Origin of the sequence: Cellulosimicrobium funkei (genome assembly GCF_001019615.1) — a bacterium.
GTDB classification, from domain to species: domain Bacteria; phylum Actinomycetota; class Actinomycetes; order Actinomycetales; family Cellulomonadaceae; genus Cellulosimicrobium; species Cellulosimicrobium cellulans_E.
Genome location: NZ_JNBQ01000034.1, coordinates 16,975 through 41,787, shown reverse-complemented (window position 1 = coordinate 41,787; position 24,813 = coordinate 16,975). Strand labels below are relative to the sequence as shown.

Below are 24,813 nucleotides of genomic sequence, written 5' to 3'. Positions count from 1 at the left end.
GGGGATGACGGACCAGGCCCCGACCCTGCGTCCGGGCATCACCCCGTTGGAGGTCGTCAGCGGTGAGCCGCTGCCGATCGACATCACCGACTACGTGCTCGTCGTCGAGGGCAAGACCCCGCGCCTGACGACCGAGGACAAGGTCACCGCGCTCGAGGGGACCCGTGAGGTGCCCTCGACCACCGAGATCGTCTACACCTCGAACGCCGACTACGTCGGTCCCGCCGCCGTCACGTTCGAGGTGACCGACGGCTCCGGCCCCGACGACCCCGACGGGCACACGGCGCTGCTCACGCTGCCGATCAGCGTGATCCCACCGGAGAACCTGCCGCCGGAGCTCTCCACCCCGACGCTCGACGTCGCGGCGGGCGAGGAGGCGTCGATCGACCTCGCGCGCTTCGCCACCGACCCGGACGGCGACCCCCTGACCTTCAAGGCCACCGGCCAGGCCCAGGGCCTGACCGTCACCGTCGAGGGCACCACCCTGCACGCCCAGGCCACCCCCGAGGTCCCCAAGGGCTCGGTCGTCCAGGTCCCGATCACCGTCACCGACGGCGAGCACCCCCCGGTCGAGGGCACCGCGACCCTGACCGTCGTGGCCTCCACCCGACCCCTCGCGCGCGCCAACCAGGACACCGTCGACGACGCCCACCAGGGCAAGCCGACCTCGGTCCCCGTGCTCGCCAACGACTCCAACCCCTTCCCCGACACCCCGCTCGTCGTGACGGGCGCGGTGGTCGAGACCGGCTCGGGAGACGTCGCCTTCACGGGTGACAGCGTGACCGTGACCCCGGACGAGAACTTCGTCGGCGTGATGGTCGTGGTCTACCGCGTGCAGGACGCCACCAAGGACCAGGACCGCCTCGTGGAGGGGCGCGTCCAGCTCAAGGTGCTCGGCAAGCCCGAGGCACCAGCCACCCCGCAGGTCGACGAGGTCCGCTCCAAGACCGTCGTGCTGTCCTGGGACCCGCCGAACAACAACGGCGCCGAGATCACCGGCTACACCGTGCGCTCCCAGAACGGCTACGAGAAGGCCTGCGGCACCACCACCTGCACCCTCGACGGCCTCACCAACAACGTGAAGTACACCTTCACCGTCTTCGCGACCAACGCTGTCGGCGACGGCCCCGCCTCCCCGCCCTCGGCCGAGGCGCGCCCCGACGAGAAGCCCGACCCGCCCGCCGCACCCACCCTCGAGTTCGGCGACAAGTCGCTCACCGTCACCTGGACCAACAAGACCTACACCGACCGGTCGCCCATCGAGACCGTCAATCTCGAGATCTCCCCGGCGCCGCCGAGCGGGGCGATCCAGATGCAGGCGCTCTCCGGCAACCAGGTCGTGTGGACGGGGCTCGAGAACGGCACGGCCTACCGCGTCCGCGTCCAGGCCGTGAACCTCGCGCCCGACCCGTCCGAGTGGGGCGACTACTCCGCCGAGGAGATCCCCGCCGGGCTGCCGGACGTCCCGAAGACGCCGAGCGCGAGCCGCGCCGCGGACTCGCCGCTCAACGGCGGGTCGATCGACGTGTCGTGGGAGCAGCCGTTCGAGAACGGTGACGCCATCAAGGCGTACCACCTCCAGCGGTACCGCAACGGCTCGCCCGACGGGGCGGCGCTGACCCTCACGGGGCTCAGCCACAAGGCGACCGGGCTCGACAACGAGTCGTCCTACACGTTCACCGTGACCGCCGAGAACAAGGCGGGCGTGACCGCGCAGAGCTCGGCGTCCGCGGCGGTCGTGCCCTACGGCCGTCCGGAGGCCCCGCCCCGGCCGAGCGTGCAGAACGTCGGGTCGTCGTCCCAGGACAGCGGCATCCCGCGCGTGTCGTGGGGCGCCGCCGACGCCAACGGCAGCCCGATCACCGCCTACACCGTGACGGCCTCGCCGGGCGGGACGACCAGGCAGGTGTCCGGGACGTCGGTGGACTTCACGGGCCTCAACCCCGGCTCGTACACGTTCACCGTGACCGCGACCAACCTCGGCGGTACGTCGACGTCGAGCCCCGCGTCGGCGTCGATCAACGCCTACGACAAGCCGGGGACCCCGGGCGTCTCGGTGTCCCGGACGGGCGTGAACCGTGGCCAGTTCTCGATCTCGGCGCCCTCGTCGAACGGCGGCAACGGGATCTCGCGCTACGAGTGGCAGCTCTCCGGCAGCCAGAACACGTCCGGCACGGGGCAGACGGTCAACGTCGGCTCCGACTACGAGCAGACGTTCCGGCTGATCGCGCGGGCGTGCAACGCGGCCGGGTGCGGGGCGTGGAGCAATCAGGCCACGTTCACCACCGACCCCCGGCCCGACCCGCCCCGGATCTGGGCGACGCGCGGCGCCCAGGCGAACACCGGCTCCCTGGGTGACTGCAACACCTCGGTCTGCACGCGGTACCGCCTCAACACGAACGCGACGTTCCCGAGCGGCACCTACACGGTGCAGTGCATGACGAACGCGGGCGGGTACGACCACGCCATCACGGGCGGCTACTCGCGGGCTATCGGTCCGAACGCCTCGTTCGACCTCCCGTGCATCATGGGCAACTACTACCCCTCGCCGCAGAACTGGATCACCGTCAGTCCCGCGCCGGCCAACCTCGTGGTGGAACGGCGCACCTGGGAACCTCGCTGATCCTCGGCGGGTGACGGCGGGCGGGGGATCTGCCGTCGGCGAATGAGCCGACGGCAGATTCCTCGCCCGTCCGTGCCTCGCCCGGGCCACGGTGGTGCCATGACCACGCACACGTCACGCCCACCGCACGCGGAGGCCGTCGCCCCGGCGGCGTCGTCCTTCGACGACCAGCTCACGACGCGCCTGCTCCACCAGCGCATCGTCGTCCTCGGCTCGGCCGTGGACGACGCCGTCGCGAACCGTCTGTGCGCGCAGCTCCTCCTGCTCTCGGCCGAGGACCCGCGCGCGGACGTCGCGCTCTACGTGAACTCCCCCGGCGGCTCGGTGAGCGCCGGGCTGGCCATCTACGACACGATGCGGCTCATCCCCAACGACGTCTCGACGGTCGCGATGGGCTTCGCCGCGAGCATGGGGCAGTTCCTGCTGTGCGCGGGGACGCCGGGCAAGCGGTTCGCGCTGCCGCACGCGCGGATCATGATGCACCAGCCCTCGGCGGGGATCGGCGGCACCGCCGTCGACATCGCGATCCAGGCCGAGAACCTCGTCTACACCAAGGGCCTCATGCACCGGCTGACCGCCGAGAGCACCGGCCAGAGCGTCGAGACCATCGCCGACGACTCCGACCGGGACCGCTGGTTCACGGCGCAGCAGGCGCTCGAGTACGGCATGGTCGACCGGATCGTCGAGTCCGTCGACGACGTCCGTCCCGCCCGCGCGGCCCGGAAGGTGGGCCTGTGATGGCGAGCTACACGATCCCGACCGTCGTCGAGAGGACCCCGCTCGGGGAGCGCGCGTTCGACGTCTTCTCCCGCCTCCTGTCGGAGCGCATCGTCTTCCTCGGCACGGAGATCGACGACGGCGTCGCGAACGTCGTCATGGCGCAGCTCCTCCACCTGGAGTCCGACGCTCCGGACCAGGAGATCGGCCTGTACATCAACTCCCCCGGCGGCTCCGCGACCGCGCTCATGGCGATCTACGACACGATGCAGTTCGTCCGCTGCGACGTGTCGACCATCTGCATGGGCCAGGCGGCGTCGGCCGCGGCCGTGCTGCTCGCGGCGGGGACGCCGGGCAAGCGGTTCGTGCTCGAGCACTCGCGCGTGCTGCTGCACCAGCCCTCGGGCGGCGGCGAGGGCACCATCTCCGACCTGTCGATCCAGGCCGAGGAGATCCTGCGGATCCGGTCCGAGACGGAGGAGGTGCTGTCCCGCCACACGGGTCAGACCGTCGAGCGCCTGCGCGCGGACACCGACCGCGACCTCGTGCTCACGGCGCGCCAGGCCGTCGAGTACGGCGTCGCGGACGCCGTCGTCACCTCGCGCAAGCTCGCCGCCGCCGCCGCCTGACCGGCGGTCGAGCGCTGCGTCCGCGGTCGACCGATGCGTCCCGAGACGCAGCTCTCGGCCGCAGACGCATCGCTCGCCGCGTGCCGCCGTGCGTTCGGGTCTACCCGCGCCGCCGGAACCACGATCGGCGCCGTGGCTCCGTCGCCCGCTCGTCCGTCGTCGCCGTCGGCTCGTCGGGCTGCTCGCCCGGCGACCTTGCCTCCTCCGGTGGCGGAGTGCCCGGTCCCGGCTCGTCCGGGGCAGCTTCCTCGACGGCCGGAGCCGGGTCGACGACGGCGTCCACCCTCGCGGGGTCGGCGTCAGGTCCCGACGCGTCCGGGTCGGGCTCGTGCACGGGCTCCGCCGCACGCCGCGCGGTCGCCTCGATGCCGGCGATCCGCCCGTGCTCGTCGAACCGGACGGTCACGCTCCCGTCGGGCAGGGTGAGCGCCAGCGCGCCGCCGTCCTCCGTCGTCTCGAGGCCGCGCGCGGCCGCGTAGGACGCGACCGCACGGCGGTGGTCGACGACCGTGACGGACAGCAGTCCCTCGCTCAGCACCCGCACGACGCGCGGGACGCTCGGCGCGGGCAGCGCGAGGCTGGCGGCGTCGAGGAGGAACCACGCGCGCGTCCCGCCGCCGACGGGGGCGCTGTAGTGGGTCCAGGACCCGGTGACGGCCTTGGCCGCGAGCGCGAGGCGGTACGGGAGGTCGTCGGCGAGCGGCAGCTCCGCCTCGGTCGCCTCGCGCAGGCCGGTCTCGCGGGTCTTCTCGGCGGCGCGCAGCACGTCGTCGGAGAAGCCGTTGACGTTGTTCCACGCCCACATCCAGCTCCCGGGGCCGGGCGCGGCCGTGCCGAGGAACTGGAGCCGGCACGTCGTCGTCTCACCGGAGGCGGCGGTGAAGGTGAACGTGCCCTCCGCCATCTCGGCGCCCCACGCGTCGTCACCGTGGTCGTCGGCGAGCTGGAGCTGGTGCTCGTGCGAGAGGAACGCGGCGTCGTCGACGAGCTCCTGGAGGGCCGGGGCGGTCTGCTCTGCCGTGCCGTGCGCGGTCTGCGGCTCCGTCATCCCTCGACGGTAGCCGCGCGCCTCCCCCCGCACCGGGGCACGACACGCGGTGCCGACCAGGTACCCGTCAGGTGCGTCTCGACCCCCGGGTCCGCGGGGCTCAGGCCGCGAGGAGCAGGACGTCGGCGGTGCGCGCGGTCGGGCGCGACGCGAGGGTCGGGGTCGCGATCGTGGTCCGCGCGACCGGGAGGTCGCGCACGGGCTCGCCCGCCGGGGCGGGGTGCCGCGGCGCGGAGAGCGCGCCGCGCTCCCGGACGGAGGAGAGCACGCGCACCGGGGCGACGGGGCGCAGCTCCTCTCCCGTACGCGCCACCAGGTCCACGAGGCGCAGGCCGAGCGCGCCGCAGACCGCTGCCAGCACCTCGGAGGACGCCTCCTTGCGGCCGCGCTCCACCTCGGACAGGTAGGCGGTGGAGACGCGCGCGGAGGCCGCGACGTCGACGAGCGTGCGACCCTGCGCGAGCCGTGCCCGCCGGAGGATCCCCCCGATGACGTGGCGCAGGAGCGGCTCCGGCCGCCCACCCGCCCGGGGCCGGGGGCTCGCCGGCGCTCCGCTCGGCGCTCCGCTCGGCACCGCGCTCGTCACGTCCATGCGGTCACGCTACCCGCGCCCCGCCCGGGTGCCGAGGCACCCGGGCGAGGATCTGCTGCTGGCGTAACGGCCCGCCGTCGGGCCTCGAGCGCCGGTGAGCGTCACCAGAGCTCGAGCGACCACGCCATCTGCCAGAACCGGATCTCGTGCCGGCAGCTCAGCTCGAACGCACGCTCCATGCGGGCGCGCTCCGCCTCGCCCGCGTCGGCGGCGAGCGCGTCGAGGCGTGCCCGGAGGTCGGCCAGGACGCCCTCGGTGCGCTCGGCGGCGTAGAACTCCCACCAGCCCGCGAGCGGGTGGTCGTCCTCGATCGCACCGGGCGTCGTCTCCCGCTCGGCGAGCCAGAACCGCCGCGCCGACCAGATGTAGGTCCACGGGCACGGCAGGAGCGCGGCGAGCAGCACGCCGAGCGAGTCGCGGCCCGCGGCGAGCATGTGGTCGACGTAGGCCTGCGCGCTCGGGGCGAGGCGGTGCGTCTGCGCCTCCTCGTACGTCACGCCGAGGAAGTCGCACATCGCGTGGTGGGCGTGCGACTCGTCGTCGAGCAGGAACCCGGCCTTCTCGTGGAAGTACGCGGCCCACTCCCGGTCGGGCGCGAGGGCCATGCCCAGGCCGTAGCAGCGCAGGTACGCCGTGAGGTACTGGTGGTCCTGGCCGACGTAGTGCCGCACCGCGGCCGGCTCGACGGAGCCGTCGCGCAGGCCGGCGAGGAACGGGTGGTCGTAGAACTCGTCGAAGAGGTGCGCGTACCGGCGGGCGAGGTCGGCGGTGAAGCCGGTCTCCTCCTGCCGGACGAGCGCGGTCGGGTCGTCCGCGAGGACAGGGTTCAGGGTGATGGCAGCAGGCGTCGTCATGCCCACGTTCCTCCGCTCGTGCTAGCGAGATCAGGTTCGACGGGTCCGGGCGGCCGTACCGCTCGTCTCAGTCCCTCGGCCCGGCTGCCCGGGCGGGACGCCCCGCGTGGTTCGCCGCGACCCTAGCAAGGAAGCACCTCCCCCGTCGGGAGCGTCCGACGGCGTGTGGGAATATAGTTGTAGCGACAACAAGTTGGAGCAGACATGACCACGAGCACCCCGGGCGCGGCGACCGACCGCCTCCTGTCCCCGTCCACGAGCATGGACGCCGTCACGCTGCGCGTCGGCGACCTCGAGCAGATGACGTCCTACTACACGGGCGCGTTCGCGCTCGCTCCCCTCGAGGAGCGTTCCCGCGGCACCGAGGTGCACCGCGTCCTCGGCCGCGGCACGACGCCCATGCTGCGCCTCGTGCACACGCCCGGCCTGCCCGCCGTCGACCGGCGCCAGGCCGGCCTGTTCCACACCGCGTTCCTGTTCGACGACGCGGCGAGCCTCGCCGCGACCGTCTACCGCGCCGCGCAGGACCGCCGGGGGTCGTTCGTCGGGTCGAGCGACCACCTCGTCAGCGAGGCGTTCTACTTCACCGACCCCGAGGGCAACGGCGTCGAGCTGTACACCGACCGGCCGCGCGAGACGTGGGTGCGCGAGCGGGGGCAGATCCGCATGGCCACCGAGTTCCTGGACCCGAACGCGTACCTGCGCACGCACCTCGACCAGGAGACGTTCGACGCCGGGCCCTCGCTCGCCGGGCGCGTGGGGCACGTCCATCTCCAGGTCGGTGACATCGCGACCGCCCACGACTTCTACGTCGACGCCGTCGGGTTCGAGGCCACGGTCACCGAGTACAGCGGCGCCCTGTTCGCGTCCGCCGGCGGCTACCACCACCACGTCGCGATGAACGTCTGGAACAGCGCCGGCGCCGGGCCGCGCGCCGCGAGCCTCGGCCTCGGGGACGTGGCGATCACCGTGCCCGGCCGCGACGACCTCGACGCGCTCGTCGCCCGCCTGCGCGCCCGTGGCCTGCAGCACGCCGACGACGGCCGCTCCGTCGTCGTGCACGACCCGTGGGGCACGCGCGTCACGCTGGCCGTGCCCGGCACGACGACCGACGAGCTGCTCGCGCGATGAGCGCTCCGGCCCCCCTCGTCGCGGTCCGGTCCGAGGCGGACCCGACGAGCCCGCCCGCGGGGGGCGCCGTCGTCGTGCTGCTCCACGGGTTCGGCTCCCACGAGCACGACCTCGCCGGCCTCGGCCCGCACCTCGGTGCGCCCTGGGTCTCGCTCCGCGCCCCGCTCGCCCTCCCCCACGGCGGGTTCGCGTGGTTCCCGATCGTCACGCCCGGCGACCCCGACCCCGAGCCCGTCGCGCGCGCGACCGAGGCCGTCTGGGACTGGGTCGACGCCGAGCTCGGTACCGACCGGCCGGTCGTCCCCGTCGGGTTCTCCCAGGGTGGGCTCATGGCCACGCAGCTCCTGCGCACGCGCCCCGAGCGCGTGGCGGCGACCGTCGTCCTCGGCGGGTTCGTCCAGGCGGCGGAGCAGCCCGCCGACCCCGCGCTCGCCGCGTCGCGCCCGCCCGTCTTCTGGGGCCGCGGCGCCGACGACCGGGTCATCGCGCCGCACGCGGTCGACCGCACCGCCGCGTGGCTGCCGGACCGCTCGACGCTCGTCGAGCGCGTCTACCCCGGTCTCGCGCACGGCATCGACGCGCGCGAGCTCGCCGACGTCCGGGCGTTCCTCGACGACGTCGTGGGGCGAGCGGCGACCTGACACCCCGGGTCACGCCCCACCGGGCGGGCGGCACGGGGCGCGGGCCGGGCGTCGGGCGCGCACGATGGGAGCACACCCGCCGTGCGCACCGAGGAGCGACGCCGATGTTCCGCAGCCTCTTCCCGATCCTCACCGTGGCCGACCTCGAGCGGTCGCTCGGCTTCTACCGCGACCTGCTGCGCGGGACCGTCGAGTACGCGTTCCCCGACGACGGGCCGCCGGTCTACGTGAGCCTGCGCGTGGGCGGCTCGCCGCTCGGCCTGGGCCAGGGCGAGCCGCCTCCCGCGGACACGCGGATCGTGCTGTGGGTGTACGTCGACGACTGCGACCGCGCCGTCGAGCACCTCGCCGCCGCCGGCGTGCCGGTGCTCGAACCACCCACGGACCAGCCGTGGGGCGAGCGCGTCGCGCGCGTGCAGGACCCGGACGGCACCGTCGTGGTCCTCGGCCAGGAGGCCGCGCCGCCGCCCGAGCCGGACGGCCCGACCGGGCTCTCGTGACCTGGGTGCCCCCACCGGGACTCGAACCCGGAACACGCCGGGTTTAAGCCGGCCGCCTCTGCCAGTTGGGCCATGGGGGCGCGGGCCGAATCTACCGCGACTGCGGCTCTCCCCGGGCCGTCGGCGCTCGACCCGACCAGGACGCCGCGAGGGGCGAGCCGTACGCGCGGCTCGCCCCTCGTCGTCGGGCAGGTGCGGGGATCCCGGCGGGTGCGGACGGGCGTCAGGACGCCTTGGCCGCCGGCGTCCGGTCGTCGGCGTCGACGGTGCCCGTGCCGGACTCCGCCGCGGCCGCCGAGCCCTGCGCGGTCTGCTTGACCGGCTCGCCGTCCTTCTTGGGCGGCACCGACGCGGCGCGGAACTCCGCGCGCGGGTCATGCAGGGAGCCGAGCGACACGAGCTCGCGGCCCAGGAGGAACTGCCCGATCCAGCCGATGAAGATACGGATCTTGCGGTTGCCCGTGGGCATCGCCATGACGTGGTAGCTGCGGTGCATGAGCCACGCGAGCACGCCGCGCAGCTTGAACACGCCGAACAGCTCCGCGACGCCCTTGTACAGGCCGAGGGACGCGACCGTACCGACGCTCTTGTGGCGGTACTCGACCGGCTTCTCGCTGTGCAGCTCGAGCGCGAGGTTGTCGGCCAGGCGCGTGGCCTCGCGGATCGCGTGCTGCGCGTTCGGCGGGCAGAACTTGCCCGGGTTGAGCACGTCCGGGACGGCGGCGCAGTCGCCCGCGGCCCACGCGTTCGGGACGACGTTGCCGTCGGCGTCCGCGACCTGGAGCGTCGGGAGCACCGTGACGCGGCCCATCTTGTCCACGGGGAGGTCCGAGGCCTCCTTGATGACCGGGTTCGCCTTGACGCCCGCGGTCCACACGATCGTGTCGGAGTCGAACTCCACGCCCGTCGACGTGACGACGTGACCGTCCACGCACGACGACAGGAACGTGTTGAGGTGGAACTCGATGCCGCGCTTCTTCAGCTCCTCGAGCGCGTAGCCCGCCATGGGCTCGCTGAGCTCGGGCAGGATGCGCCCGGCGCCCTCGATCATGACGAAGCGGAGGTCCTTCTCCTCGATCGTCGCGTAGTTGCGGGTCGCGTAGCGCGCCATGTCCTCGATCTCGGCGATCGCCTCGACGCCCGCGAACCCGCCGCCGACGAACGTGAACGTCAGCATGCGACGGCGCAGCTGCTCGTCCCAGGTGGACGAGGCGACGTCCATGCGGTTGAGCACGTGGTTGCGGACCGCGATGGCCTCCTCCACGTTCTTGAAGCCGATCGCGTTCTCCGCGAGCCCGGGGATGGGGAGCGTGCGCGACACCGAGCCGAGGCCGACGATCAGGTGGTCGTACGTGACCGAGTAGTCGTCGCCCTCCTCCGGGTGGATCGTCACGCGGCGCGCGCCGTGGTCGATCGCGACGACCTTGCCCTGGAGCACGTCGACGCCCTTGAGCGCACGGCGGTGCGGCGCGACGACGTCGCGACCGTCGATCGAGCCCGCGGCCGCCTCGGGGAGGAAGGGCGCGTACGTCATGTACGGGCGCGGGTCGACGACGACGATCGCCGCCTCGCGGCGACCGAGCTTCTTGCGCAGTCGGCGCGCGGCGTACAGACCCACGGAGCCGCCGCCGAGGACGACGACGCGGGGCACCTTGCGGGGCCGCGGCGAAGCGGTCTGGGCACGGCTGACCGAGGTCAGGTCATTCTGAGGCATGGTTCCAGAGTATTACCGGTTGCGGCACAGGCGAGCCGGAGCGTCCGCCAGACGGGCGTGACGCGCCCCACGCTCGCCCCGCCCAGGGGGCAGACGCGACATTCCACGCGACACCGCGGTCGCCGAACCCGGGATCGCTCCTCACGACGACCCCCCGCTGGGGAGCGATCCCGGGTTCGAGGGCCCCCGGTCAGCCGATCGCGCCGACGACGGGGGTCGGGCCGGTCGGCCGCGGCTGCGAGCCGCCCGCCGGCGGGGTGGACCCGGGCTCGGGCGCGGTGCCGTCCGCGGGGTCCGGCGCGTCGCCCGACGGCGCGGGGCCGTCCGGGTCGCCGGCGTCGCCGGTGCTCGGCTCCCCGGTGCCCGACGCCGCCTCGCCCGAGCCCGCGCTCGACGGCACCGCGGTGGGCGCCTTGAGGAACGGCCACGGCATCTCGTGCGTGCGCGTCCCCGTCGCCGGGACGGGCCGCCCGTCGCCGTCGGCGTACTCGACGTCCTCCTCGGCGACCGCGCGCAGCGGGTAGACGTTCCAGCGCTCGCGGCCGTCCGTCGAGAGCGTCGGCTGGAAGTACCACGACCCCTCGACGTCAGGGACGGCCCAGACTCCGTACGCGCCTTCTTCCGTCACCGTGCGCACCGGTCGACCGCGGTCGTCGAAGACCTGGACGTCCCGCACCGGGTCGCCCGCCGCGTCGTACACGAACAGGTTGGACACCTGCATCCCGTCGACCCACACGCCGTCGCCGCCGGGCCCCCCGCCGTCGTACGCGACCTGGTTCACCCCGACGCGACCGTCGGCCACGCCCTGCTGGTAGCCGCTCTCCCAGCCCGATACGGAGGAGGACGCCCCGGCCGCCGCGGCGTGCAGGACGAGGGGTGCCGCGACGACCGCCGCCGCGACGGACAGCGGGCGCACGACCTTCGGCAGCCACGTCGTGGGCAGCCACCGGCCCCTCCCCCACTGCACGCTCACCACGACGGCCGCGAGCACGACGACCCGCGCCGACAGGTCCGGGGGCAGCATCGCGATCTGGTACCCGCCGAACATCCAGAGCAGCAGCGTCGCGGCGACCCAGCCGCGCAGGATCCACCACGCGGGCGTCAGCGTCCGCAGGAACTCCATGACGGAGGCCCACTGGGGCGTCGACGTCACGGGCCGCCACAGGGAGCGCCACCCCGACGAGAGGATCCCGCCGAGCACGAGCAGCCGCCCGCGCAGCCCGATGCGGGGGCGGCGCGCACCGCCCGGCGCGGCGGGCGGGAGCCCTGCGGCGGCGCGCAGCTCGGCGGCGTACTCCGCGGGCGGGCCGAAGAGCGCGACGAGGTCGAGGCCGGTGTCGTCGGGGCCCGCGGCGAGGGGCGCGCCCGGGTCGGCGCCCGCGGCGGGACCCTCGCCGGTCGCGCCTGCCGGGGCTCCGCGCCGCGGCAGCGCGCCCGGCGCGTCGACGACCGCCTCGGCGAGGTCGGCCTCGAGCCCGTCGGTGAGCTCCTCGACCTGCTCCGGGCGCAGGTCGGCGAGGTGCGCGCGCACCTGCTGCGCGTACGCGTGGACGTGCCCGTAGAAGGCCAGGCCCACGGGTGCCCCGGCGGGCTGCTGCGCGGACGTCGTCGTGCTCATCAGGCGGCCACCTCTCCGGTCCGCAGCAGCGCGGACACGGTGCCCGCGAACGTCTGCCACTCCTTGCGGTGCAGGTCGAGCATCGCCCGGCCCTGCGCGTTGATCCCGTAGTACTTGCGGTGCGGCCCTGCGTCGGACGGCACGACGTACGTCGTCAGCGCCCCGCTCGCGTACAGGCGCCGCAGCGTCCCGTAGACCGACGCGTCCCCCACGTCGTCGAGCCCTGCGGCGCGCAGGCGTCGCACGACGTCGTACCCGTACCCGTCCTCGGCCTCGACCGCTGCGAGGACCGCGGCGTCGAGCACCCCCTTGAGCAGCTGCGTGGTGTCCATCCGACCCTCCGTCGGGCGTGGCCCTGGTCCGTCCCGGCACTCGGCCCGCCGGACGCGGCAGGCTCACGCGATGCACACTACCGCGCGATGCGCGGTACTACGCACGGCGACACGCCGCATCGCGTCCCCGGAGACGCCGAACCCGGGGTCGTTCCCCACCCGCGAGCGTGGGTGGGGACCGACCCCGGGTTCGGCGGTCGGGTCAGGCGATCGACCAGGCGATCCCGTCGAGGATGTCGTGCTCGCTCGTGACGACCTCGGTGAGCGACCCGCCCGCGGCGGCGACGTCGTCGCGCACGCGGCGCACGACCTCCGACCACACGAGCGCGCCCGCACCGATGACGTCCACGCGGCCCGGGTGCATGAACCCGAGCGCGGTGCGCTCGGCGCGCGAGCGGTGGAGCAGGTCGTCGCACGCCGCGAGGACCGCGTCGACCGGCAGCACCGCGCCGTCGATCCGCTCCCGGTCGTACCGCGCGAGGCCCAGCGCGTGGGCCGTCACCGTCGTGACCGACCCCGCAAGACCCACGAGCGTCGCGGCCTCCCCCAGCGGGACGACGGCGGCCGCCTCGTCGAGCGCGGCGCGCACGTCCGCGCGGGCCGCGGCCTCCTCGTCGGCGGTCGGGGGGTCGGAGCGCAGGTGCCGCTCGGTGAGGCGCACGCACCCGACGTCCATGGAGAACGCGGCGTCGGGGGTCGCCGTGCCGAGCACGAGCTCGGTCGAGCCGCCGCCGAGGTCCACGACCACGTACGGGCCCGGACGCAGCGCGGCGACCGTCGACGTCGCGCCGCGGAACGACAGCGCCGCCTCCTCCTCGCCCGAGACGACCTCGGGCTCCACGCCCAGCGCCGCCAGGACGCCCTCGACGAACTCGGCGCGGTTCTCCGCGTCCCGCGTGGCCGAGGTCGCGACGAACCGCGTGCGCGACGCGCCGAGCTCCGCGATCACGTCGGCGTACCGGCGCGCGGCGTCGAGCGTGCGCGCGAGCGCCTCCGGCGCGAGGCGGCCCGTGCGGTCGACGCCCTGGCCGAGCCGGACGACCTCCATGCGGCGGTCGAGGTCGACGAGCGTGCCCGCGACCGGGTCGACGTCGGCGACGAGCAGGCGGATCGAGTTGGTCCCGCAGTCGATCGCCGCGACGCGCGCGGCGCCGGGCGGGACCGGGGCGGGCGAGGGTGCCGTCGCGGCGAGCGCGCCCGGGTCACGGGTGAGGGGAGAGGTGGAGCCTGAGGTCATGCGACCAAGCGTGCCACGCGCTCAGCAGGTGCAGCGGTCCGGGCGCCAGACGTCGCGCACGCGCTCGAGCGCCTCGTCCCCCAGCGGGTTCACGCCGGGACCGGCGGCCAGGGCGTGCCCGACGAGGACGTGCAGGCACTTGACGCGAGTCGGCATGCCCCCGGCCGAGATCCCGTCGATCTCCTCCACGTGGCCGAGCGCCTCGCGCTGCGCGAGGTAGTGCTCGTGCGCACGCCGGTAGGCGGCGGCGAGCTCCTCGTCCTCGGTGAGGCGTTCAGACATCTCCTTCATGACGCCGTTCGCCTCGAGCGTCGACGCGGCCGCCACCGCGCCGGGGTGCGTGAGGTAGAAGGTCGTGGGGAACGGCGTGCCGTTCTCGAGCCGCGGCGCGGTGCGGACCACGAGCGGGCGCCCGCACGCGCAGCGGGCGGCGATGCCGACGACCCCGCGCGGGGTGCGACCGAGCTGCTCCGCGAGGGTCTCGAGGTCGCGCTCGGTGACGACGGCGTCCGGGTCGTCGGCGGGGATGGCCAGGCGGGCGTCGGGCACGGGTCTTCCTTCGGGTCGGTCGGGCGCGTCGGAGCGACGCGTCACCCATTCTCCCCGCTCGACGGCGCCGAGCCGCCGCCGGTCGGTTCCTCACCCGTCGGAGGGGCGTCCCCGCCGGCCCCGTCGTCGGCCGCCCCGGACCTCTCGCCCGTGCCCGACGACACCGGCTGCTCGCCCGCGACCTGCACCGACGCCCAGATCGCCTCGTACCAGGGCGTGCCGTCCTCGTAGCCCTGGACGGGGCCGTCGGTGATCGTCCGGCCGGTCTGCGGGTCGATGTCGTCGACCACCGTCTCCGGGTCGAGCACGCGCCACGGCCGCTCGCCCGGCATGACGAAGTTGAGGCGGTCCCGCGCCTCGCGCTCGACGTACGCCTGGTCGTCCCAGCGGTCCAGCTCGGACTGGAGGTCGTCGCGCCGGGTCTCCGCCTGCGCGAGGTCGTTGCGCAGCTCGCGCAGCTCCCCCGTCTGGTTCACGTACGCCCGCAGGGTGGGCAGCAGCAGCACCACGGCGAGCAGCACGACGACGGACAGCACCAGGGTGCGGACCGTCACCACCTCGGGCAGCAGGAAGCCGTACCGGCTCCGGCGCCGGTCCTCCGGCGCGGGGCCCGCGGCGCGGCGCGACGGAGCCGGGCGCTGCGCGCGCGTGGCCGGCCGGCGTGCGCCCGACGACGCGGTGGCCTTCGCGCCCGTCGTGGAGCTCTTCCCGGTCGTCGGCCGCGGGCGCGACGCGCCCGGGGACGCGGCGGGCTTGGACGTCGACGAGCGGGACGACGCTCCGGACGCCGTCGAGCCCGACCGGGCCGGCTTCGATCCGGACGACCCGCGCGCAGGCCCGGTCCCCGGGCGCGCGGGGGCACCGGGGCGCGGAGGGCGGCGCGAGGACGGCATGCCCCGATTGTGCTGCCGGGACCGGCCTGGCCCGGGGAGCACGCGCGGGGCGCCCGCGAACGTGAGCCGATCGACACGACATCTTCACCCGCGACCGTGACCTGCGACGGCGTCGTGCGCGCGTCGTGCACCGGTCCCGGACGCGCCGGAGCCCGGCGGGCCGACGAGCGGCCCACCGGGCTCCGGGTGCCGGGACGTCCCGGCGGAGTTGCTGCGTGACCGGACGGTCAGCCGCAGGTCAGCCCTGCACCGTCCAGCGCGGGAACGCGCCGCGGCCGGCGTAGCGCGCGGCGTCGTCCAGCGCCTCCTCGATGCGCAGGAGCTGGTTGTACTTGTTGATGCGCTCGCCGCGGGCGGGCGCACCGGTCTTGATCTGGCCGGCGTTCGTCGCGACGGACAGGTCGGCGATCGTCGTGTCCTCGGTCTCGCCCGAGCGGTGCGACACCATCGCGGTGAAGCCGTTGCGCTGCGCGAGCTCGACAGCGTCGAGCGTCTCGGTGAGCGTGCCGATCTGGTTGAGCTTGACCAGGAGCGAGTTCGCCGCCTTGAGCTCGATGCCCTTGGCGAGGCGCTCCGGGTTGGTGACGAACAGGTCGTCGCCGACGATCTGCACCTTGTCGCCCACCTCGGCCACGAGCTGCGACCAGGCGCCCCACTCGTCCTCGGACAGCGGGTCCTCGATGGAGACCAGCGGGTAGTCGCGCACGAGCTGCTCGTAGTACGCGATGATGTCGTCCGAGCTCGTCGCCTTGCCCTCGAACTGGTAGGCGCCGTCCTTGAAGAACTCGGTCGCGGCGACGTCGAGCGCCAGGCCCACGTCCTTGCCGGGGACGAACCCGGCCTGCTCGATCGCGACGAGGATCAGGTCGAGCGCGTCGCGGTTGCTCGGCAGGTTCGGCGCGAAGCCGCCCTCGTCGCCGAGGCCCGTCGCGAGGCCCTTGCCCTTGAGCACGGACTTCAGGGAGTGGTAGACCTCGGCGCCGGTGCGCAGCGCCTCGCGGAACGAGGACGCGCCGATCGGGGCGACCATGAACTCCTGGATGTCGACGTTCGAGTCCGCGTGCGACCCGCCGTTGAGGATGTTCATCATCGGCACGGGCAGGACGTGCGCGTTCGGGCCGCCGACGTAGCGGTACAGGTCGAGGCCCGCGCTCTTCGCGGCGGCCTTCGCGACGGCGAGCGAGACGCCGAGGATCGCGTTCGCGCCGAGCTTGCCCTTGTTCGGGGTGCCGTCCAGGTCGATGAGGGCGGCGTCGATGAGGCGCTGGTCCTCGGCCTCGAAGCCGATGAGCTCCGGGGCGATGTCGTCGATCACGGCGTTGACCGCGCCCTCGACGCCCTTGCCCAGGTAGCGGGACTTGTCGCCGTCACGACGCTCGACGGCCTCGAACGCACCGGTCGACGCGCCCGACGGCACTCCGGCGCGGGCGAACGTCCCGTCGTCCAGGACGACCTCGACCTCGACGGTCGGGTTTCCGCGGGAGTCGAGGATCTCGCGCGCTCCAACGGCTTCGATGCTGGCCACAGGTGCTCCTTCGGGGCAGGGCTGCGGGCGCATCGAATGGGGTGTGGCCGACCCGGGCAGGGAAACCCGGGACGCCGCGTGCGCGCCCGCGACGGTGGTGGGTTTACGACCACAGCCTAGTGCCCGGATGTGACCTGCGCCGCTGCGTCCGCTCCGTGGGCCACGGGCCGGGGACCTGCGCGTCGACGATCGGGACGAACGTCCCGGTCAGGCCGGCTCCCCCGCGGGCCGCGCCTCCGCCGCGACGATCCGCGCCTCGACGCGCCGCAGCTCGCCGCGCAGCGCCGCCTCGGCGTCCAGCCCGTCCGCCTCGGCGCGCGCCACGAGGGCGAGGAGCTCGCGCCCCAGCCGCTCGTCCGCCGACGCGCCCTCGCCGTCCCCGACGACCTCGCCCGGGGCGCCGCCCGACGGCGTCGCGAGCGCCTCCCCGACGACGTCCCCGAGGCCGCCGCGACCGGCCCGGGAGAGGACCTTCTGCGCGCGGGCGAGCGCGCCCTGGGTGTGCGAGATCCCCTCGAGCACGGACGAGCGCTGCTTCTCGGCCTTCTTGATCGCGTCCCACTGCTGGTGCAGGTCGGTCACGTCGGCGTCGGCGAACACGTGGGGATGGCGTCGCACGAGCTTCGCCGCGAGGTCGGCCGCGACGTCGTCGACCGTGAACGGGTCCGGCTCCTCGCTCGCGATGCGGGCATGGAAGAGGACCTGGAGCAGCAGGTCGCCGAGCTCCTCGCGCATCCCCGCGCGGTCGCCGGTCTCGATGGCGTCGGCCAGCTCGTGCGCCTCCTCGAGCAGGTAGCGCACGAGCGACTCGTGCGTCTGCTCGCGGTCCCAGGGGCACCCGCCCGGGGAGTAGAGCCGGTCCATGACGCCGACGACGTCGCTCAGCGGGTCGGTCGCGGGGTCGTGCGCGGGCGCGGGATGAGGGGCCGAGGGCTCGGGTGCGGTCACCGGTTCATCGTAGGTTCGGCGAAGCCGGTGATCCCCGTCCGTCGCCCCCCGCTCGACCCTGCGGTCGTGGCCCGCCCGGACGTCCGGACGGGCCACGACCACCCGCTCGGCGCGTCAGCAGGTGCGTGCCTCCACGGCGACGTCGCGCGTCGAGGTGACCCGGCCGCCGTCGAGCACGGCCGAGACCGTGGCCGTACCGGCCGGGACCGACGTCGCGCGGACCGCGAACGACTGGTATGCGTTCGCGCCCGGTGCCACGGCGGTGAACGTCCGCGACCCGTACGGGGTCGTGAGCGTCACGTCGACGGGCACGTCCTCGCGGTTCGTCGCCCGGACGGCCACGTAGGCCTTGCCCGCGAGGCAGCGCGCCGACGCCTCGACGTCGAGCGCGACCTCGGGCGCGGCGTCCGCGCCGACGAGCCGTGCGACGCCCCAGCGGGCCGTCGACTGGTAGCCCGCACCGGACGGGTCCGCCCAGTTGCGGATCGCCGTGCGGGCGCCGTCCGACGCGTCGTTGACCTGGAGGTCGAGCCCGTGGAAGGTCCCCTCGCCGCCCTGGTCGGAGAGGTCGACCGCGAGCTCGACGACGTACCCGTCGGCCGTGCGCGTCGTCGCGCTCGTGACGCGCGCCCGCTGCGCCGCCTCGTCGCCCGTGCCGAACGACACGGCGTTCTCGGCACTCACGCGGATCTGGGTGTCCAGGTCCCGGTAGGCGCCGTTCTTGGCGTTGCCCGCGTCGACGTAGACCTCGACGGAGTCCTGCACCCACGGGTCGGAGCCGCTCACGTCCACCACGGGGTCGGCGACCTCGGCGAGCACGTAGAGCGTCCGGTCGCGCCACAGGGTGCGGACGGTCGCGACCGCGCCGCCGCTCCCCTGGACCTCCTTCGCGGTCGTCACGGGAGCACCCGCCTCCGCCCACACGGCGTCGACCTCGCCGTCGACCGCGGGCGCGGCCGACGCGTGCGCGACCTCGAGGTACGACAGCTCCTCGAGCAGGCGCAGCGTGCCCGTCGCGCCGGGCGTGTTCCACGCGGAGATCGCGCCGCCGTCGGTCCCCGCGTCCGTGACGCGCACGTCGAGCGCGAGCGTGTCGCCCGCGGTGGCGGCGTCGAGCGGGAGGTGCGCGACGACGTCGTACCCGCCCGCACGCTCGGTCACCTCCGCGGAGACCCCCGCGCTCGTCGTCCCGTCACGGCCGACGGCGTGCTCCGTGCCGTCGAGCGCGAACGTCACGGCGTCGGCGGCGTCGTCGGTCGCGTCGTCGACGCTCGCGAACGCCGTGAGGTGGTCGGGCGACCAGCGGAGCTGGAACCCGACCTCTCCCCCGGCGCCCCCACCCGGCGCGGCGAACGTGTGCAGCGGGAGCCGCTGCCAGTCGGGGGACGCCGTGGCGTCGCCGTCGAGCGGGACGTCGCCGGCGAACACGTCGGCCGTGCGCAGGCGGGCCGGGAGCTCGCCGTCGACCACGCCGTGGTACGCGGGCTTGGCCTTGAGCGCGTCGTCGAAGACGAGCGGAGCGCCGCTGTCGACGCGCCAGCTCCGGCCGTCGGTGAGGCCCCACACGGTGACGGAGTACAGGTCGTCGGCGTGCGCCCGGAACACGCGGAACGCGTCGCGGTAGTAGTACCCCTGCTCGACGAGCGACGCCTGGGTGACCGGGGTCCCGGTCGTGACGTCGAGCTCGGTGACGGCCTGCGTCACGGGCAGGTCGGCGAACCGCTCGATCGCGCCGTCGAGCGCGGAGACCGGCATCGCGAGGCTCACGTGGAACTGGTGCCCCACGCCGTCGACGGGCACCCCGCGCGCGAGGAGCCGCTCGACGAGCGCGTGGTACCGGTCCTGCTTGCCGCCCTGCTCGGTGTTGTAGTCGTTGATGAACAGCGCGACCGGCCGCTCCCCGCGCTCCGTCGCCGCCGGGTCGGCGTAGACGTCGTTGAACGCCTCGTCGGCGTACGCGAACGCGAGGTCGAGGTACTCCTCGCCGAGGATCCGGAACCACTCCGAGCGGCGCAGGCCGTCGGGGTTCTCCGCGCCGTCCGACACGACCTCGTTCACCACGTCGAACGCCGTGAGCGGGTTGTCGCCGCCGAACGGGCCGTAGGCGTCCGCGAGCGCCTGCGCGACGGAGAAGACGTGCGTCCGCAGGCGGTCGCGCAGGACCTGACGGTCCGCCTCCGACGTCGTCAGGGGCGCGCCGTCGGCGCCCTCGAAGAACCAGGCCGGCGTCTGCGAGTGCCACACGAGCACGTGGCCGTAGACCCGCAGGTCGTGCGCGGCCGCGTAGTCCATGAGCGCGGTCGCCTCGGGGTGCGTCCGGAACGTGCGGTCCTCGTCGTACCAGGCCTCGGGCTTCATGTGGTTCTCGGCCGTGACCTGGTCGAAGTGCCGCAGCAGCAGCTCGGACGCCGCGCCGGACGTCTCCCGGCTGTCGATCGCGACGCCGACCGGCACGTCGACGGTCTCCTTGATGCCCGTGAGGTCCTCGACCGCGGGCGGCGGCGGCACGCGCAGCACGACGTCGTCGACGAGCAGGTCGCTCGTGTTGTCGCCGTTGTAGTCCGTCTCCAGGTAGAGCAGCGCCTCGTCCGCGGCGGCGCCGGGGAACGTCGCGGTGATCTGCGTCCACCCCGTGCTCGTGATCCCCGCGAGCTGGGCGAGGGTCGAGTACGACGTCGCCCCGTCGACCGTGCGCGCGATGCTGAGCCACACGTCGTCCGCGGGCTGGCCCTCGGCGAAGCGCACCCACGCGCTGAGCTCGTACGTCGTGCCGACGGCGAGCAGCCCGGTCACGTCGTGCCCGATGCCGTCGCCCTGACCGTCGCGGCCGGAGACGACCGCGGCCTGCGCGCCGCCGTGCGCCACGTCCGTGAGGTCGAGCGACGGCGTCGTCGCGTCGCCCGCGCGCGGCACCCAGCCGCCGAGGCCGTCCTCGAAGCCGGTCTCCAGCAGCACCTCGCCCCCGCGCGGCGGCGTGCCGACGGGGAACGTGAACTCCCAGCCTGCCGCGAGCCGCTCGGCGACGACCGTCTCGACCGCCGCGAGCGTGCCCGCGCGGTCGCCGCCGCCGTCGTGCGCGAGCACGACCTCGCCGGGCCTCATCGCGGCGCGCAGGTTCGCGGTGAGCGTCTCGACGTCCTGGGTCTCCCAGTCGGAGATCGTGTTGACGACGGCGAGCGGCTGCATGCCGAGCGCGACGGCGACCTCGGGGGTCGCGCCCCACGAGCCGTTCGGCGCGCGGAAGAACGGGACCGGGTACTCGGGGTCGCCCAGCGCGTCGCGCAGGATGCCGAGGTTCTCGACAAGGTCGGCGCGCACCTGGTCGGCCGACCACGCGCCCATGTCGGCGTAGCCCGTCGAGTGGTTGCACAGCACGTGCCCCTCGTCGACGATGCGGCGCAGGAGCTCGGCGCCGCCCGGCGCCTGGACGTTCTGGCCGATGACGCAGAACACCGCGTGCAGGTCGTGCTCGGCGAGGAAGTCCAGGAGCGCGGGCGTCGTGCCGGGGTTCGGGCCGTCGTCGAACGTCAGGGCCGCGACGTCGCCTGTCCCCTCCGCGAGACGCACGGGCGTCGGGACGGGGTTCACCGCTCCCCCGGGCACGACGTCGCCGGGGTCGGTCGCGACGGTCGCCACGCGGACGTCGTCGAGCAGGAACGACGGGTGCGCGCCGGCGACCGGCGCGGCCTCGACGTAGAGCGACGCCGACGTGAGGCCGGCGGGCAGGGTGTACGTCCCGCCGATCTCCACCCAGCCGTCGGCCGTCGTCGCGACGGCCCCGCCGACCCACGTGTACGCCGTCCCCGACGCGCCCGTCTCCTGCACCGTGAAGTGGACCCCGGAGGAACCCGTCGTGCCCGCGGGGAGCTTGACCCACGCCTCGACCTCGTACGCGACGCCGGGCTGGAGCAGCGCGAGCGCGTCGGTCGCGACGCCGTGCCAGTCCGCCGTCCGACCCGTCACCGCGAGGCTCGACGACCCGCCGTGCGCCTCGGCGTCGGTCAGGGCGACGGTGACGGGACCGCGCGCTGTCCACGGCGCCGTCCCCGGCGATTCGAAATCGTTCTCCAGAACGATATCGATATCGTTATCGACTTGGGCAGGCGTCTGCACATCCGTCCCTACTGCCGCGCTCGCTCCCCCTCCCGCCACGAGGGTGGCGAGCACCCCCGCCACGGCGGTCCTCCACGTGCGTCTCATCGTCGTCGCTCCCTTGCGATCGGCTGCGCGGGGCGCATCGCGCCCCCGGGCGCACCGGCGCGCCCGGCCACACCCTAGGGGCACCCGCCCGGTTCGAACAATGGTTGAACTATTTCCCGCCATTCCTCCGACCATGCCGACCGGCACCTGAGGTGAGCTCTGGTGAATCGCAGCTCCATCTCGACCGGCCGACCACGGCTCTACCTCGGCCGACCACGGTTCTACCTCGGCGGTGGGCGAGAGCCGGCAGCAGATCATCACCACCACGGCAGAAGGCCCCGCCCCGGTCTGAGTGAGACCGGGGCGGGGCCGGGAGTGCGAGGTCACGACCTCCAGGTGTCCGACAGCGTCACCGAGCCGTCCGGGCCGACCGTCGCGCTGCGGTTGCCGCCGCTCTCCCAGACGACGTTCCCCCCGCCGTCGCGCTTGACGTACTTGTACTGGAACGTCGTTCCGGCCGGGAGGTCGAGGGTCGCGGTCCAGACGGGGTACCCGGCGGCCGAGAGCGCGACGCCGTTCGCGGGCGCCCAGGACCCCAGCGCGGGGATGCTCCCCACGACGAAGACGCTCTGCCCCCACGCGGTCGTCGCCGTCACGGCGAACGACGCGTCACCCTGGCCCTCGACGGGACCGGGCCCCTCGCCGCCGTCCTCGCACGGGTCGCCGGCCGTGACCGTCCCGTCCGAGACCGCGACGGCGGCACCGCTCAGGGCATAGTCCTTGCCGCCGTTGTTGTCCCAGGAGCCCGAGCCGTTCGTGAACGCCGCCGTGACGGTCGCGGCGGCGCCGGTCGCGCCGGTCGGCAGGGCGATCTCCTTCGCGACCCAGCCGGTGCAGGCCGCGGTCATCGCGACGCCGGGCACCGCGGTCCAGGCACCCGTGCCGACGCGGTAGTGGACGTGGTACGCGTTCCAGCCCTTGTCGGTCGCGTAGTAGACGGTCGTCGTGCCGCTCGGGTCGACGGGACCAGGGCCACCGGTGCCGCCGTCGTCCACGGCGCCGACGTGCAGCGCCAGCGCCCCGTACGCCGGGACCGTCGCCGTGAAGGTGCCGGCGCCGGAGACGGTGACCGTCTTCGCGCAGTCCTTCGACGCGACGACGTCGCAGTACGTGCCCGCAGGGAGCGACGTCTGGTAGGTGCGCGTGACGGCGTTCGCGGAGTTGTTGATCGTCACGTACCCCTTGCTGCCGCGGCCGTACGCGACGTGGTTGTTCCCGTCGTCCCACCAGTTCGTCACCGCGGTCCCGGCGACCGCGTTGTGGAAGCCGACCATGCCCGCGATCTCGGTCCAGCGCTGCGTGCAGACCCAGGCGCTGCTCGAGCAGCTCGCGTCGGGGACGGACGTCGCGGACGCGCCGGGGGCGCCGGCGTCCTTGTTGTCCCACGTGTAGCCGGAGTAGACGCTGGGCGCGCCGTAGGGCCACGAGAGCATGAACGCGTTGGCGAGCCGGTACTTGGCGCCCCACTTGTAGTTCATGGTCTCGCCGTTGCGCTCGGTGTCGTGGTTGTCGACGAAGACGCCCGCGCGGTCCGAGGGGAGCTTGTTGTCGCCGATGGTGCGCAGGTCCTTGATCTGGCCGTCGAACCGGGACTTGAGCTCGCGCGCGTAGAAGAACTCGTGCGAGTCGCCGGAGCCGAGGTACTCCGAGGGCTGGATCGGCTCGCCGCTCGCGCCGATGACCTCGTGCACCCAGAAGACGTTCGGGTTCGTGAGCCGCGCCTTGATCGCCGCGAGGTCCGCGGCCGGGATGTGCTTCGCGGCGTCGATGCGGAACCCGGCGACGCCGAGGGAGAGCAGGTCGTTGAGGTAGCCGGCGATCTTGCCGCGCACGTAGTCGGAGCCCGTCCGCAGGTCCTGGAGCGAGACGAGGCGGCAGTTCTGGACGTTGTACCGGTCGCCGTAGTTGCTGATGTTCGACCGGCAGTCGTTGAAGTCGTTCGCGCCGTACGGGACGCCGGGGAAGCTGTCCACCGAGTAGCTCGTCCCGCCCGTGCCGGTCCCGGAGCCGGTGTCGGCGCCCGCGGTGTGGTTGACGACCGCGTCGACGACGACGCCGACGCCCGCCGCCCGGCACGTGCTCACCATGTGCTGGAACTCGGCGCGGGTGCCGAGCTTGGACTCGAGCTTGTAGCTGACGGGCTGGTAGGAGGTCCACCAGGCCGTGCCCTGGATGTGCTCCTGCGGCGGCGAGACCTGGACGTAGCCGAACCCGGCGGGGCCGATGGTGCTGGTGCACTCGGCGGCCACGGCGTCCCACGTCCACTGGAAGAGGTTGAGGATCACGTCGCCCCGGCCGTTCGGGGAGTCGACGACGGGCGTCGGCACGGGCGGTGCCGCCGCGGCGGGCGCGGCGACCGGCACCGTGGCGGCGAGCGCCGCCCCGAGCGCGAGGGCGGCCGACGTCGCGGCCGCGACGAGACGCCGCAGGCGACCGTCCCGGCGGCTCGTGCGCCTGGACGTTCGCCGGGGACCGTGACCGGCGACGGACGTCGGGGTGGGTGCCGGCGGACCGGCGGGGTCGGTGGTGCGCGTCATTGCTGCTCCTTCGAGGTGCTGCGGCCGACGGCGCGCTCGGCATCGAACGCGGGAGGCCACGCGGTGCTGACCGGCGCCCCGGGGTGTCGGGCGCGCGTCCGGGACCCAGCGGCGTTGCAGAGAGTTTCCGGATGTTGCAGCAACCTTACAGAGCACGGTGCGCGCTGTCACGACCCGTGACGCACTCGTTCGCCGCGAGCCCGCCGCTCGTGCACCACCGACCACTGCCGGCCCGCGGGCCGTGCACCGTAGGCCTGGACGGCATAGCGTCGAGCGGTACGCACCACGAGAGGAGACGACGACATGGGGACCAAGCGCCGCTGGAAGGACCTGACCAAGGGTCAGAAGATCGCCGTCGGGGTCGTGGGCGCGGCACAGGTCACGCTCACGGCCGCGGCGTACCGCGACCTGCTGCGCCGCCCGGCCGAGCAGGTCAACGGCACCAAGCTCGCGTGGGGCCTCGCGCTGCTCGTCAACTGGGTCGGCCCGATCGCCTACTTCCTCGACGGTCGCAAGAGCTGACGC

At 74.1% G+C, this 24,813-nt stretch carries 20 protein-coding genes, 1 tRNA gene and 1 riboswitch; of the genes, 7 read left to right on the top strand and 14 right to left on the bottom strand.

Annotated elements, in window-relative coordinates; translation table 11 throughout:
- The 3 genes from FB00_RS17225 to FB00_RS17215 form a co-directional block, all read left to right on the top strand.
- Positions 1-2,623: fibronectin type III domain-containing protein (locus FB00_RS17225; protein ID WP_047234152.1), on the top strand; the 2,623-nt coding region annotated here is incomplete at its 5' end.
- Between the two features lie 99 nt (positions 2,624-2,722).
- On the top strand, positions 2,723-3,361 hold the full coding sequence (locus FB00_RS17220) for a ClpP family protease (protein ID WP_047234137.1): 639 nt from the start codon (positions 2,723-2,725) through the stop codon (positions 3,359-3,361).
- Positions 3,361-3,969, top strand: coding sequence for a ClpP family protease (locus FB00_RS17215; RefSeq protein ID WP_047234136.1), 609 nt, complete (start codon positions 3,361-3,363; stop codon positions 3,967-3,969). Before FB00_RS17220 ends, FB00_RS17215 begins: the two co-directional genes overlap by 1 nt.
- A 100-nt stretch (positions 3,970-4,069) precedes the next feature.
- Here the strand turns inward: FB00_RS17215 and FB00_RS17210 are convergent, their stop codons facing one another.
- The 3 genes from FB00_RS17210 to FB00_RS17200 form a co-directional block, all read right to left on the bottom strand.
- A complete protein-coding gene (locus FB00_RS17210) occupies positions 4,070-5,017 on the bottom strand; it encodes a DUF6882 domain-containing protein (protein WP_052877753.1) in 948 nt (315 codons plus the stop codon).
- Positions 5,018-5,117: 100 nt separating this feature from the next.
- Positions 5,118-5,609, bottom strand: coding sequence for a helix-turn-helix domain-containing protein (locus FB00_RS23145; protein WP_052877752.1), 492 nt, complete (start codon positions 5,607-5,609; stop codon positions 5,118-5,120).
- 101 nt (positions 5,610-5,710) lie between these two features.
- A complete protein-coding gene (locus FB00_RS17200; RefSeq protein ID WP_082141448.1) occupies positions 5,711-6,463 on the bottom strand; it encodes a TenA family protein in 753 nt (250 codons plus the stop codon).
- Positions 6,454-6,578: riboswitch (TPP riboswitch) on the bottom strand. It overlaps the preceding gene by 10 nt.
- Before the next feature lie 89 nt (positions 6,579-6,667).
- Between FB00_RS17200 and FB00_RS17195 the strand changes: the two genes are divergently transcribed.
- The 3 genes from FB00_RS17195 to FB00_RS17185 all read left to right on the top strand — a co-directional run bounded on the left by FB00_RS17195 (position 6,668) and on the right by FB00_RS17185 (position 8,735).
- Entirely contained in the window at positions 6,668-7,594 is a 927-nt protein-coding gene (locus FB00_RS17195; RefSeq protein ID WP_047234135.1) for a VOC family protein, read from the top strand.
- Positions 7,591-8,235, top strand: coding sequence for an alpha/beta hydrolase (locus tag FB00_RS17190; RefSeq protein ID WP_047234134.1), 645 nt, complete (start codon positions 7,591-7,593; stop codon positions 8,233-8,235). The genes FB00_RS17195 and FB00_RS17190 overlap by 4 nt, the downstream gene beginning before the upstream one ends.
- Before the next feature lie 104 nt (positions 8,236-8,339).
- The gene (locus FB00_RS17185; RefSeq protein WP_047234133.1) at positions 8,340-8,735 is read left to right on the top strand and encodes a VOC family protein; all 396 of its coding nucleotides are present in this window, start codon (positions 8,340-8,342) and stop codon (positions 8,733-8,735) included.
- Positions 8,736-8,741: 6 nt separating this feature from the next.
- Here FB00_RS17185 and FB00_RS17180 read toward each other — a convergent pair.
- From FB00_RS17180 to FB00_RS17130, 11 genes are all read right to left on the bottom strand, one after another.
- Positions 8,742-8,815 (bottom strand) — tRNA-Leu (locus FB00_RS17180).
- 143 nt (positions 8,816-8,958) lie between these two features.
- Complete coding sequence (locus FB00_RS17175; RefSeq protein WP_047234132.1) at positions 8,959-10,449, bottom strand: NAD(P)/FAD-dependent oxidoreductase; 1,491 nt, start codon at positions 10,447-10,449, stop codon at positions 8,959-8,961.
- Positions 10,450-10,639: 190 nt separating this feature from the next.
- On the bottom strand, positions 10,640-12,067 hold the full coding sequence (locus FB00_RS17170; RefSeq protein ID WP_047234131.1) for a hypothetical protein: 1,428 nt from the start codon (positions 12,065-12,067) through the stop codon (positions 10,640-10,642).
- Positions 12,067-12,399, bottom strand: coding sequence for a PadR family transcriptional regulator (locus FB00_RS17165; protein ID WP_047234130.1), 333 nt, complete (start codon positions 12,397-12,399; stop codon positions 12,067-12,069). The genes FB00_RS17170 and FB00_RS17165 overlap by 1 nt, the downstream gene beginning before the upstream one ends.
- Positions 12,400-12,601: 202 nt before the next feature.
- Positions 12,602-13,636 carry a Ppx/GppA phosphatase family protein gene (locus FB00_RS17160; RefSeq protein WP_082141447.1) on the bottom strand — a complete coding sequence of 345 codons (1,035 nt, stop codon included), beginning with the start codon at positions 13,634-13,636 and terminating at the stop codon, positions 12,602-12,604.
- A gap of 21 nt (positions 13,637-13,657) precedes the next feature.
- Positions 13,658-14,185, bottom strand: coding sequence for a DUF501 domain-containing protein (locus FB00_RS17155; RefSeq protein ID WP_231581916.1), 528 nt, complete (start codon positions 14,183-14,185; stop codon positions 13,658-13,660).
- Between the two features lie 41 nt (positions 14,186-14,226).
- Positions 14,227-15,078: an FtsB family cell division protein gene (locus tag FB00_RS22900; protein WP_231581915.1), complete on the bottom strand. Its 852-nt coding sequence runs from the start codon at positions 15,076-15,078 to the stop codon at positions 14,227-14,229.
- 238 nt (positions 15,079-15,316) lie between these two features.
- Positions 15,317-16,603, bottom strand: coding sequence for a phosphopyruvate hydratase (eno, locus tag FB00_RS17145; protein WP_047234129.1), 1,287 nt, complete (start codon positions 16,601-16,603; stop codon positions 15,317-15,319).
- Between the two features lie 207 nt (positions 16,604-16,810).
- The gene (locus FB00_RS17140; protein ID WP_231581914.1) at positions 16,811-17,551 is read right to left on the bottom strand and encodes a MazG family protein; all 741 of its coding nucleotides are present in this window, start codon (positions 17,549-17,551) and stop codon (positions 16,811-16,813) included.
- A 114-nt stretch (positions 17,552-17,665) separates the two neighbouring features.
- Positions 17,666-21,751, bottom strand: coding sequence for an endo-1,4-beta-xylanase (locus FB00_RS21300; RefSeq protein ID WP_082141446.1), 4,086 nt, complete (start codon positions 21,749-21,751; stop codon positions 17,666-17,668).
- 323 nt (positions 21,752-22,074) lie between these two features.
- Positions 22,075-24,288 (bottom strand): carbohydrate-binding module family 20 domain-containing protein, encoded by a 2,214-nt coding sequence (locus FB00_RS17130; protein WP_082141445.1) that lies wholly within the window; start codon positions 24,286-24,288, stop codon positions 22,075-22,077.
- A gap of 303 nt (positions 24,289-24,591) precedes the next feature.
- Here FB00_RS17130 and FB00_RS17125 point away from each other — a divergent pair, with 303 nt between their 5' ends.
- The gene (locus FB00_RS17125) at positions 24,592-24,810 is read left to right on the top strand and encodes a PLD nuclease N-terminal domain-containing protein (protein WP_047234128.1); all 219 of its coding nucleotides are present in this window, start codon (positions 24,592-24,594) and stop codon (positions 24,808-24,810) included.
- The last annotated feature ends 3 nt before the right edge of the window (positions 24,811-24,813 follow it).